The sequence below is a fragment of the Tenacibaculum litopenaei genome (assembly GCF_964514025.1).
GTDB lineage: Bacteria > Bacteroidota > Bacteroidia > Flavobacteriales > Flavobacteriaceae > Polaribacter > Polaribacter litopenaei.
Genome location: NZ_CAZEQT010000005.1, coordinates 220448 through 233878, shown reverse-complemented (window position 1 = coordinate 233878; position 13431 = coordinate 220448). Strand labels below are relative to the sequence as shown.

The 13431-nt window shown below is 32.1% G+C and carries 7 protein-coding genes; 1 reads left to right on the top strand and 6 read right to left on the bottom strand.

All coding sequences use genetic code 11. The features are described from left to right. Nucleotides 1-5 precede the first annotated feature (5 nt). From ACKTS5_RS08310 to ACKTS5_RS08300, 3 genes are read right to left on the bottom strand one after another with little or no spacing between them, the layout of a single operon-like run. A complete protein-coding gene (locus ACKTS5_RS08310; RefSeq protein WP_408043402.1) occupies nt 6-1691 on the bottom strand; it encodes a hypothetical protein in 1686 nt (561 codons plus the stop codon). Further along, nucleotides 1675-3279 carry a hypothetical protein gene (locus tag ACKTS5_RS08305; RefSeq protein ID WP_408043401.1) on the bottom strand — a complete coding sequence of 535 codons (1605 nt, stop codon included), beginning with the start codon at nt 3277-3279 and terminating at the stop codon, nt 1675-1677. The genes ACKTS5_RS08310 and ACKTS5_RS08305 overlap by 17 nt, the downstream gene beginning before the upstream one ends. A 5-nt stretch (nt 3280-3284) precedes the next feature. After that, entirely contained in the window at nt 3285-6875 is a 3591-nt protein-coding gene (locus ACKTS5_RS08300) for an nSTAND3 domain-containing NTPase (protein ID WP_408043400.1), read from the bottom strand. Between the two features lie 766 nt (nt 6876-7641). On the opposite strand from ACKTS5_RS08300, the gene ACKTS5_RS08295 reads away from it, so the two are divergent. Further along, entirely contained in the window at nt 7642-8976 is a 1335-nt protein-coding gene (locus tag ACKTS5_RS08295) for a DUF4886 domain-containing protein (protein ID WP_408043399.1), read from the top strand. Nucleotides 8977-9243: 267 nt separating this feature from the next. On the opposite strand, the gene ACKTS5_RS08290 is transcribed toward ACKTS5_RS08295, so the two are convergent. The 3 genes from ACKTS5_RS08290 to ACKTS5_RS08280 all read right to left on the bottom strand — a co-directional run bounded on the left by ACKTS5_RS08290 (nt 9244) and on the right by ACKTS5_RS08280 (nt 13293). Next, complete coding sequence (locus tag ACKTS5_RS08290; protein ID WP_408043398.1) at nt 9244-10833, bottom strand: tetratricopeptide repeat protein; 1590 nt, start codon at nt 10831-10833, stop codon at nt 9244-9246. Between the two features lie 88 nt (nt 10834-10921). Continuing rightward, entirely contained in the window at nt 10922-11086 is a 165-nt protein-coding gene (locus ACKTS5_RS08285) for a hypothetical protein (protein ID WP_408043397.1), read from the bottom strand. 5 nt (nt 11087-11091) lie between these two features. Continuing rightward, nucleotides 11092-13293: a T9SS type A sorting domain-containing protein gene (locus ACKTS5_RS08280; RefSeq protein ID WP_408043396.1), complete on the bottom strand. Its 2202-nt coding sequence runs from the start codon at nt 13291-13293 to the stop codon at nt 11092-11094. Nucleotides 13294-13431: the final 138 nt, after the last annotated feature.

Here is a 13431-nt window from a genome sequence, read left to right as displayed (position 1 = left end):
TCCTATTAACTCAAATTAGTTCTATTATTCATGTCAAATAGTCTTCGCCATAAAAAAGGAAATGGTAAATCTCTATGGTAAATACTCGTTATTGAAAAAATTAAATCATTACCAAATTCCATACTTTTAAACTCCTTCTCAGCTGAAAACAATTCAACTTCTTCCATTATTTCTACTTGATATTCTTGAATAGAATCGTAAAGTGTTATAGAATGTTTAACTTTACCTGAATTCCTACTATAACCTTTACTTAAGTACATTTTTTCAGTTTCTTTCTTCGGAAACCATATTTGTAAATTTAACTTATTATCAAATAAACCTAATATCTTTTTTAAATCTTCATATGCTTCTTTACAATTTAGGATAGCTGACCAATCTGCTAAAAACGTTAGAAGCATTGAAGACTTTTCGTCTTGTTTTTTTATACCCAAATGGTAATCTATCAAATTTTCGTAATTGGAATTAAAAATTGGAAAAAAGTTTTTTATTTTTTTAGAATCATGTATACCTACAACTATCATTCTTAGCCATTTAACACATTCTTCTCCATGACCAGTAAAATATAAAAACCTCATTGCTGGCTCAATATCTATTATATTATCATCATACAAAGGATAATATGATGTTGGGTTTGTATTTATCAAAGAAAGAAGGGCTTCAGAAATATTCATCGCAGATTTTTCATAAATAGCACTAGATTCTGTTTTTTTTGGGTCAAAGTGATACTCAAAATGTTTTATTTCAGTCAATCCAATACTTGCTAAAATATTTATTTCTTCCCAAACTGTTAAATTATATTCAATTTGATTTCTCGAATATCGATGCAAACTATGTTCTACAAAATAGTGTTCATTAACCTTATTAAAATACGCTATTCCTATTTTTCTCCTTAATAAATGAATATTGTAATATTCTAATCTAATATATCTTTTGTTAAAATGATTTTGACCTTCTAACCATTTGTAAACTTCAATTATTGTTTTATCTGCTGCTATAATTGCAGATTTTAGATATCCATTATCTTCAGACCATTTAAAAACTATATTTAGACATATTTGTAATAGTTTTAACTTTTTAATTAATGGTTTCTTAGTTTTGGCACTCTTATTTAAAATTAAACCAACTAACATGTTGTAGTGTTTTAAATCATAATCTTTAAGCTCTAAGAATGCTAAAGTTTTTTTTAAGAGAGACCTCTTTTCAGAATCAAATAGTCTTTCTGAAAGTAAATTTTCAGAAACCATTTTTGTTATGATATCTATTCCCCAAAAATCAAATCTTAGACTATCCTTTTCATATTTTTCACAATATTTTGCCCAGGTAATTTGAATAGTTTGATTTAAATTACCATTAGTAGCAACTATGACTTTCTTGGGTAATTTCTTTTGTTCCGAAGTCAAAGATATTGATATATAAGTTTCTAAAATCTCATTTAGTGATTGTCTAACTGAATTTTGGTTAGAATCCCAAACAGTTCTTGTTATATCCCCTTGCTTTACAGTTATCAAAAACAATTTTTCTACACCATCTTCATCCTTTCCTATTGCTGCAATATCAACTCCATATTGTCTTCCTTTTTGGGGTTTTGATATTGGCGTTATTCCTTTTTTTATTAAAACATCGATAAGTAATGCATCAAGTTCTCCATCTTCTTTTAATAAAGCTATATATTCATTAATTAGGAAGTTCATCTCTTTTAATATTTTGCCACATTAATTTTAGTTTCTCCTCTCCTATCTCATCTATATTTCTAGAGCGAGAAATTTCAATACTGCTTTTTAAATTTTGCATTTCTGACTCCTCTGTATACTTTCCGTCATACTTTAAAAAAAATGATTTTCCAGTTCTAATACTTATATTAGTCATCATACTTAAAAAAGATTCATTTCTAGATTCTTCATTATTCATAAGCTTTTGTATAAGCTTATTTTGTTGTTTATAATAATAATCCATACGTGTTTCAGAAGGTTCAAACTCATTTAAAAACTCTAAATCAGACAACTGTTTGTAATAATTATTTGAATCTGAAACTACTTGATCAATTATACTTTTTATAATTTTATTTGATTTCTTCCTCTTAGCTTTCAAAATATTAGTAACAGAATAATGATTAATTATTAAGTGTTTAGCAAAAAAAGTTGCTATATGGTTTCTAATTCGTTCATTTTCATAATTAGCCTCTAAAACGTTATATAACATTTCGGAAGTATATTTATAATCTGGAATATACCCAACTATCATGAAAACGATATAAAGAGAATCCCTTTCAGATAACTCTTTTAAATCTTTTTTAGGAAGACTAATAACATCTATATCATCATTCAATTCATTAATTAAAAAATGTAAAGCAATTTTATATGACCTCATATCTGAGTTTAACCATGATAGAAATAATTTTCGAATAACTTTCGGATGTTCTGCATATAAATCATAAATCATATCTTTCAAAACTTTTATACCTTTCTGTTTACCTTGATTATTTTTAACCCATTCATTTATAAACTCAATAATACTTTTCGGATTATTAACAATTTCTTTTTTTAATCTGTAATAAAGAGTTCTATAAATCCAATCATGTTTTACATCAGTAAAGACCATTAAGTTTAAACATCTTTGAAAGTACTCTGGATTATCTTCTCGTTTTATTTCTTCTGTTAATGATCTTGCAACTTCATTTTGAATAACAAATTCTTTTCTTTTTAATAATCTTACAACTTTCTCTCTAAACTCTTCTACATCTCTTATATTGTTATTATAAAATCTTGTTATTATACCAAAACATTGTGACGATTTTTTATTTAAGATTGGAGTTAAAGCTTTATTTACATCTTTCAAAAAATTTATTCTTTCTTCAGAATCTTTAATTACCACTTGATAAGCACTATTTACTCCAGCACAAATTTCATTGTCATTATCACTTTTAATAAGTGATAATATATCTTCTTTAAACGGATAATTCTTCTCACTTTGTGATAAACCACCTAATATTGAGGGAACAAAACTCAAAACTCTTAAATCTCCTGCATTCTGTATTAATTTAAGTAATTCAATTCCTTTATTTGATTCTTGAATTGTAAACTTTCTTAACGCTTCATATATTTGATATGACGCCCCATCATTTTTTATTTTATCATATAAAATAGGCAATGATTCTACAAAAAGTTCAATATCATCTATCTTAAAATTTTTGCAATAAATATGATAATCCATCCAAAATCTATTATAATTTGGATTACTTTTAATTTTCTCTTGGAAAGTTTTACAAATATCCTCTTCCATTTTTTTTATGAATTATAGAAATAATTAAAGTTTTCCAGCTTAGGTTCTTCAATAAACTTAAAATACAATTCTTGTTTTTCCTTTATTCTATTAGGAATACTCTTAAGTTTTTTCATCAAATCATGATTTAATATTTCTTTCTTTTCTATTTCACTAATTAATATGAAAATTATATTAAGTTTTATATCCTCTTTTCCCACTTCTTCCATTATAAGTTCAACGACTTCTACCTTATTATCTTCTGTCAACTCTTCATCTTTTATCACCGTCAAATAGGCAAAAATATTATTTTGAGTTTCCATCCATTTAAAATAATCTTTTGTTAGAAATTTATCTATATCAAGAGCTTTAAATACATCTCTATCACTGGAAGTATATATCAATAATTCATGTTTCTCTGCTAACTTTTGACTTAAAAAATCAACACTTCTATTTCTCAAATGGTAATCAATTACTATCCTAAATAATTCTTTAGTTTCATAAATACAAAAACTACTTCTCCCAACTATTTCAATTACAATATTTAATAGTTTATTTTTATCAGCTGAGTTCTCATAAATTTTTTTCCATCTTTCCTTATACTCTTCTAAAACTTCTCTTGAAATTCCATTAATAAATTCTCTTAAAAAAATTTTCACACATTCATCATAATCTATATCCAAATTGTTTTCTGCTATATGAAAAATTATTCTTTTTACTATTTCATTATCCGAAAAACCTCCTATTTGCTGAATTGCCCAATCATTTCCTCTATATACAGTTAAAATATCAATTAACACTTCTTTTCGTAAAACAGACACTAGTTCTTCAATATTTTTATTGAAAAAATCTTCGTCACCAAAAATAACCTTCTGTATTTCTTGTGATAATGATTCGTTTCCATTAATAACTATTGCTCTTAACCAATTTTCATCACTTCTCCTAGAAGAAAGAATATTCAATATAATTTCCTTTTCTTCATCTAAAAGATCTTCCCATCTGCTTATTGCCCATTTAAGGTTATAGCCTATTAAATAAGTTGGTAGATTTATTTCAAAAAAACTATTAAATACTAAACTTCTAGCTTTTGGCTTTTTTAAAGTAGCATTTATTAAAAAGTTTATCAAACTCATTTCCCAATTATCCAAAATTCTAATCTTACTAATCTCTGTAAGTCTTTTTAACATCTTCTTTGATATATTCACTGCTTGTTCAGGACATATCATATCTTTAGCAGCAAACATCATCCCTGAAAATCTTGGCGTATTTGAAAATTTTATAGATGGAGGGAAAACATTCAGAAAATATGGAAAAAATTCCCCCCATACTTTCCATAACCAATTATGTTTACTACGTTCTATTTTTTTCCATTCTATACTATCCTCTGCGTAGTCTGTATCAAAATTTGTCATTAGATTACTAGACCTAATACAAAAAACATCATCGTTCTTAAAAAAATAAAGAAACCTCTCGGTTATTTCTTTATTTATTTTTTTTGAGTTTTTTGTCATTCCTTGAAAAAAACCTTTTAACGAATTTAAAATCACACTCGGATGTTCATCCATTAATATTTTATCCTTAAGTAAAGAATTTTGAAGACTGTGTAAATTAGAAAAATAGATGTACGCACACAAATTTCTTATAAATATTTGGTTACTCTTGAAAGCATATTCTAATAAATTAATGTCAATGCCAATTAAGCCCTTATTAATTGATATCAATGACTTCCAGACTTCTTCGCTTGATAAATTTTTTTTATTCTTTAACTTCTGAATAATAAAATTATATTCTTCCTTATTTAACAAAACAAAATATCTTTCTTTAAAAGGACTGTTTTTCCATTTAAAAGATACTCCTTCTTTAAAACGAATATTTCGTTCTTCAGAACTGGACTGTAGGGTATAAATAATCGAACGCCTTTTATTTTCATCTAAAAGAGGGTTTTTATAATTCTTAATTAAGAATAACGATGACTGATCCGATACTTCTGGAAATATACATTGGTCAGCTACTTTATAAATAAAATCTAAAATATTTTTCTTATGCTCCTCTTCTTCAATTCTTTCAAAAATATAATCTAATGCATTTGAGCATTGAAAAGAGACTTCTCTATTTAAGGTTGTTAATAAATTAAAAATATGATTATATATTCTATTTTTTTTTATCCTGGTTAATTTTCTGAAGATTGCCTTACCTATCTCTTTATAGTGTGGATGAGAGAAAACATAATGATTATTTTCAAAAATTACATATCCGCTAGATTCTAATATTTCTAAACCTCTTTCTATATCCTCTTTATTCCCATAATCTTTCTCATAACTTGGAAGAACTAAATCATCTGCAGTTCCAAATACATATTTCCCAATACCTTCTTCTTTCTCTTTTTTTAATGAAATCTCATAAACTTCTTTTGAATATATATAATCTAAATCACTAATTGAAAGCCCATTAACAGTATTACATCCAAAACCAAGAATCACTAATAATTTCCATAAATCATCATCACTTGATAAAAAACTTTTACATATTTCATCTATATCAATTTGAGCCAAATAATATATTTCGTCAATTGTAAATATCTCCGTCTTTAATTTTTCATGATTAGAAAGATGAGCTAATTGACCAATGTGTATTGACTTTTCTCCCTCAATTATATTAAAAACACTATAAATATTTTCCTTTCTAATTCTCTTTATTTTAGACACTTTTCCCCAAAATTCACTTAAAAAAACAGCATCTTTTTTTGTGAGATCAATCCAACTATACTCCCCCAACTTACAATTCTTTAAATCAGTTTGACTAAAAACAGAGCGTACAATCTCTATCCTTGAAGTCACAATTAAAAAATTATTTTCAGGTAAATTTAAAAGTAAATCTCTTAGTAATTTAAGTTCACTGCTTTTCTCATTTTGTGAAGTATGCCCAAACGGGTCTTCTAGAATACATATTCTTTTACCATCTTTAGATTCAAGAAAAGATGACGCATCTCTTACATTAATAACTCTCTTATAAAAATAATTCTCTTCAGAATAAAAATGCTCAGAAATCTTTTTAGCAAGTTCCGATTTCCCACAAAAAGATACACCTGTTAGTAACAAAACTTTATTCTTCCTAAGCTCACTTATACATTTAGCTTCTATTTCTCTACTAATATAGTTTTCAGATAATGAAGGCTTATGTGGTCCGTCTAAAGCTTCAATCTTATTATAGAATTCTCGAGTGTTTATTATAAAATCATGAATTAGTTCTTCAGATATAGAATAATCTGTATTTAAAAACTTTTTATAGTGGTCCTTTTTCCAACTAATTAGTGTAGTTTTATCATATTCTTCTTCATTAATTTTATTATCAATCATTTGGTGATGTTCATCACACAATAAGATAAGATTATCATATGATCTCCTCTCGTCATTACTCATTCCCTTATTAAATCTAGGACCTCCTTTTTTTGCAGCTTCAATGTGACAAATTTTTCCTATGATAGTATTTCCATCTTCTGCTATAAGTCTGTTTGTACAATCAGGTTTTGAACATTGATTATTTGAAAAGGCAAATAATCTTTTAACATCCGATTGTCTATATTGCCTTGGATTAACTTCTTTTTCTTCTGTTTTCAATAGAATGAGGTTCATGTATAATTATATCCTAAAAATAATAAGAATGTTTAAAATTTACCTTTAATGAACAAAAGAAAACAAAATCTTCCACCACTACTCCACCTTAACCTGCTGAACACACTGATTCTACTAACGTTATTACTTTTTGTATTGGGAAGTAGCGTAAAAGAAACAAAAGACAAGAAAAAGCTTCATAAGGTTGAGTCGTCCTAAAATAGGTCAACAGATTAAAAGGGATTGTTTACAAACCTTTTTTCTGTACTTATGTTTTACTTGTCTTGACCTCCTCCCATTAAATCGGACAGCTTACATTTAGAAAAAACTCTAACAAACAAGTAACATAATACCTCTATTAACAGATTTTCACCCCAACCAACTGTTGGTTTTCATCCTAAAAGAGGTTGATTTTTTACAGTTACTAAGCTCCATACTTAGATTGCCAACTACAGGGGTTGCTCTAGTAGTTCATTGATAGCGGCCAAAACCCCTTGCTTCCACTCTTGTTATAGTCTGCCGAATCATCGCAACTACTTACTTTTCAGCTAGCGTAGCTTTTCATTGCTCACAAAAACGTATAAACCAATAATTTATTCAACGAAAAACCAATAGTGTTAATTCTTCCAAAAAGGAGTAGTAATTGCCGGAAATATTGGAAATTTGACGGCGTTATTTCTGGGAACATACCATAACAACGCCCCTAAAGGTTATGATACACCGGAAGTAATATTTATACCCCAATAGCACAATCATAAAACCAGATATAAAAATGAAAAGATTACTGGCTGTAGTATTCGTATTTAGTATTCCCCTATTTTGCTTAGCTCAAGATCAAAAAAATGTACTTTTCTTAGGAAATAGCTATACCTACACGCACAATGTTCCAAACACGACAAAATTATTAGCACAATCCAATGGAGATGTCCTAAAATTCGACAGTCATACCCCCGGAGGGTACCGGCTAAATCAGCATGCCACCAATACCACATCATTACAAAAAATACGAAACACCAATTGGGATCACGTAGTTTTACAAGACCAAAGCTTAACACCAGCCTATAATTTTAATGGTTTTTACAGGGGTGTCAAAGGGCTTATTGAAGAAATAAACAACGGTTCTTGCACAAACAAAACCATTTTATTTATGACTTGGGGGAGAAAAAACAACGCTACGTATCCCTACAAAGAAATGCAAAAACGCACTACGGATAATTACAATAAAGTTGCTGATGCCTTTGAGACTGAAATTTCACCAGTAGGTGTTGCCTGGAAAAAAGTGCGCGACGACAAGGATCCTGTGAATTTGTACAGTGGCGATGGTAGCCATCAAAGTTTTGCAGGCACCTATTTAGCGGCATGTGTGTTTTATGCAACTATTTTCGACAGATCACCAGTCGGATTAGCCTATCGTGGTTCATTATCAGCAGCCGATGCTTTGTACTTGCAAAAAAAAGCTTTTGAAGCATATAACGAATACGTTGCCTTGAACCGCATTCACACTTCAAGCAATGAGGATGTCATTACCGATGTATATACCGGTAAAATCAACCATACCGAGGCAGAGCTTTCTAAGTTAGTTACCAATTGCTGCTTAAAGACTAATTTCAATCTTAATTTTTCAGGAAAAAAACCTAGTGCTCAAGCTACTACGGAAATTAAGTATCGTATATATCAGAGTGCTGGATTAGTAACTGAAGAATCAAAACGCTTAACCATAGATATCAATCCAACTATTTGCAATAAGGTGTCAAAAAACTTCCCGTTAAACATAAATCTTACTGCTGTTAATATTGGGACGTTTTATTTAGACCTTTATTTAAATGATATCTGGATAGCGTCATACACTTTAGAAAAGTCATCTACCTTAAACGTTCATGAAGTTGCAGACACTAACGTTAAGATAGCCCCCAACCCAACAACAGATTTTTTGTATTTCAATAATTTAAACAAAGTAATTCAAGTTTCAGTAATAGACACTAAGGGTAGCACTGTGCTCGACGCTAGTATCAATAATAACAAACTAGATGTAAGAAGCTTAACAAACGGCATCTATATTTTAAAGATTAAGAATAGTACCGTTAATTATAAGTTTATCAAAAACTAAATTTTAACATTAATGACAAATTTAAAGGGTGGTTTTATCTTATTGTTTACGCTAAGACACATGATCATCCTTTTAAGTTTAGGACAGTAAGAATACTGAATTAAGATCATCAATTAATTCATGCTACTCGTTGTTTTTTCGGAACCCGCACCCCATTCATTGGTAGTGAATTTTAAACTCGATGATGTTATTTGCGATCCTTGCAAAGGAAAATAGCCTTTGCATTGCTTGTACCTAACTACTCCCCTTACGCATGTACGCCATACCTCATATCGTTGCTATATAGGCTTCGAGGGCTTCTTTAGCACTGAGTTGAAGCTTCTTTTTTAGACGAAAACGTGTCGATTTAATGGCTGCTATGCTCGTTTTTCTGATGAGGGCAATCTCTTTTCTCGAAAATCCATTTCGTATGTACAAACACACTTCCAAATCAGTTTTTGTAAGGTTTGGATGCTTTTTTTGCAATCTTCTTACAAAAGAACTTTGCGCATTTTTTAGCTTGCTCTTTACTGAGCTTATATCTTCTGGACTATGAATCCCTGCTTTTATCTTAGCAATGGCTATTTCCAAACTGGGCTCAACCTCTTTACGGGTCACATTCGAACTCAAAGCTGTATTTAACTCCTGGACTAGCCCGTTTTCTCTATTTTCTTTTTGTCGAATTAGCCAAGGATTCTTTGTCCTAGCTCGAAAATGAATCACCACACTAAAACCGATAAACACCACCAGCAACCCCACAAATAAGTAACCGCCTCTAACCTGCGATTTTAATTGTTGATTTTCTTTTTTTCTTGCGTGCTGTATTCGCTCTGAAACACCTAAAAGACTGTCTTGTAGTCGTTGTTTTTCATACTCATGATAAGCTTCTAGTTCTTGAATTTTTTCCGTTTGTTGTAGTAATTGAATTTCGGTGCTTACCTCATTGTACTTGGCCAAATCACTCATAGCTAACTCGTATTGCCCATTAACTTTAAAAATCTCACTTCGTATCAGATATCCCTGACAAAGTTGCTTTTTTTCTCCTTCGCGAATGGCTCCTTCAATACCTTCATTGGCATACTGCAAAGCCTCATCCAAATATTTCATTGAAAGAGATAGTTTCGCTAAACTGATTTGTGTGGCAATAACAGCTCTTCTTTTTTTTATCTGTTGTGCATAACTCAAATACTGTTGATACATCAATCGAGCTGTATCGAGTTTCTTTTCTATCACAAAAAGCGCTGCTCTATGAGCTTCCACCTGTCGTTTTCCTTCCTCATAGCCCACTCGATTAAAATAATGAGTGGCACTGTCCAAAGCAAAAATGGCAGCATCACGTTGCTTAAGATCTTTATAAACCATTGACAGTAAGGTAAAATTATTCCCTAAACGCTTATATGCTTTGCGAGTTCGATTACTAGCAATAGCTTTTTTAAAAAGTTGAATAGCGGTAGTAGCTTCTTTCTGAAGCCTGTAGATATACCCCATATTGTGATATACCGAAGCAAGTCTCCATGTATCGCCCATACTGAGATAAATTTTTTCGGCTTGGTAATAGTTATTGAGGGCCTTTGCATAGTCGAGTTTCCTACGGTAGTAAATTCCCCTGTGATTGTAGGTCTTAGCTCGTTGTATTCGACTGTCGTAGCTCGCTGTTTTAAGCAGCTGAACAATCTCATCACAGTAGTAAGGTACTTTATTGTAATCCCGACGCTTTTGATATCCACATAGCACTAGCAAGGCCTCTACCCTTAAGGAATCAGAACTCGCTGTTTTGTACTTCGCTACTAAAAGCTCTAATTCCGTTTGATTTTTTACTTGTGCCAAAGCAATTACACTCACAAAAAACACGATCCCAAATAAATTCCAATTTCGCATAGCTACCTTACTTAAAAAACAACAAGGCCAGCAGCGCAAATACTGACCTTATTAAGTTAAACTCATAACAATTCTCTTTTTCACTGAATTACCACCCTGGTTCCTCAGGACTTTGTGCTTGTGCTTTTTTAGGATTCAAAAGCACATAAGTGCCAAGGGCGGTCAAAGCGGTATATTTCCCGTAATTCCCCAACTTTTTCAACGCTTCTTTTCTACTAATTTCCTCGGCTTTATGTTGATTTCTATCTTTCATTTTAATTAATGCTTTAGTACTATTTTTTGTGTTTTCACCCCATTCTCCGTGCTGATCTTCACTATGTAAACACCAACTGCGATTCCTTTAATCACGATACTTTTGTCTGTATTCAAGAGTGCAGTGCTCTCGATTATTTCAGCACCAGTAACGCTGTACATACTCAGGTGTATTGGTGAGTTTGCTGATCCTTGAACCCTAAGAATGCCATCGGTATAACTGATAGTATAGTCGTCCAATGCCTCCTCTTGAAGCTCTTCCTTTTTTGTATGAAGGTAAAATCGACCTACGCCTTTTGCTCCCTCTGTAAGTACTAGCGAATAGTCTTCTTTTTTCAAATTAACATACTTCCCTAGCAAACGATCTTCTAAATACACTTCCCTGCTAATCGTTTCTGTACCCTTTGTCAATGAAATGCTTACTTGCGCTCCTTGCTCCGCCAGTACCCCTAAGGATATTTCATCATCTGCAGAGGTCATAGGTAGGTATTGGTGGGTAAAGTTACTTTCTGAAGAACCGTCTACCAATCGCGAATACAAATCCAAACCATTCGCATCAAAATTCCCTACATCATATCCGACATCCAATCCGTTGGTACTCGCTTGATGGTATGCTATTACTGTGCTTACCACCCTACTTTTTGAAGTAATGTTTAGTTCTAATTTCTCAACAGAGTTCATCTGTTCTCTTTGAAATGCTCCTCCTGTAGCTGGCTGCATAACTCTTTGTACTTGATTAAAACTAACAGAACTCGCGCTGGTAGCAGTCTTTACAAAAAAACCTTGCCCTGGAGCCAATGCTCGCTCACCACTGGCCAAGGAGCTTACTACGTATTTGTGCTGAGCATTGTCCCAAACATAAATACCGGCATACATCGGATCAAGATTGGCCAAATTGGTAGTTATAAAATTGGTACCTGAATTTTCATTAACAGGTAAAAATGCCGTAAACGGGTTTCCAATAGCATTCCAGGCTCCACCTGTAACAGCTCGGTTGACATCCGCAGTTTCCACAGTTCCTGTAAAACTAACACCTCCATCAGTTCCCCTAGAAATTGCATAGCTTCTCCCCTTTTCAAACTGAATGCTATTCGTAGTTAAATCGTCAACGGTATAATACACCCATTTTGTTCCTGCTGCCCGGCTATCATCGTAATATGCAACGGCATACTGATGTGGACTTACTGTTGTGTTTTTACGAATATCATTACTTGCATTCTCAACAAACTCTTTGATACTTTGCCCATGAACAGGCGCTGTAATAATACTCCATTTATCAGCCATTAAGCCTCCTCGTTCATAGGTCACCCTTCCGGTAGCACTTCCGGTTACCAGTAACGTTGGGCTTGCATTCACCGAGCTTATCATGGTTAAGGTTCCCTCATTCGTAAAGGTACCAGCAACCTCTAAGGTACCGTTATTGGTAAGTTGTAAAGCTGAACCACTATGAATTTTCAAATCGCGACTCTTAGCAAGTACTCCCGTACCAATTATGGGTGTCGTAGCTACATTTGGTAGCTCCACATTATCCGTCTCCGTTGGGATACTTGAAGTACTCCAGTTAGCCGTATTGGTCCACGAAGTGTCTGAGGTACCTGACCACAGATGACTGCCTTTGATTGTAGCTCCTGATGAATCAAAAGAATCACCAAAAATTTGCGTTCCCGGCGAATTGGTACAATCCGGAAATCCAAAGGTGGCAGGACCACAAGCAGTAAAAAATTGATCTAGAAAAGCGGTTCCCGTTTCAAAGGCAACAGTAGGATCTTGAGTTTTGTCTTGGTATTTAATTTTAATACTACATAGGTGTTTGGCTGTAGTCGTTACATTATTAGCGGTTATAGTTCCACTGCTAACTCCTTGCTGAAAGGAGGTGGATACTCTTCCACTAGTATTGTCGTTGACAATAAAATCTTTATACGCAGGAAATCCATATACTTCTGCCAAAATACTCCCTGTTGGCTGTAAAAAAGAAAAACTTCCATTGGTGTGAATATTAGCACCAAAAGCTGCGGTGTTATAAGTAAAATAAATTTGTCCAGAACCTAATTTGAAGGCGGTATCGGAGGTAATATAAATATCTGCCTCGTAAAAATCATTGGTTCCATCGTTTGTATTTCTGGCATTAACTATGGTAAAACTTATCTGCTGTGCCTTAGAAAATGTACTAATTAACAGCAGCAATACGATGAGTAGTTTTTTGTTCATGATGTAGTAATAAATTTGAGGTTGCTTAAAAACCTGCCTTCCTGAAATCCCCAATAGCGCAGAGAAAGCTATTAATTTCCCTTCAGGAGGCAGGCAAGCCCGAATTCTTATTAAATTTTTTGAATGTTTACAATTTGC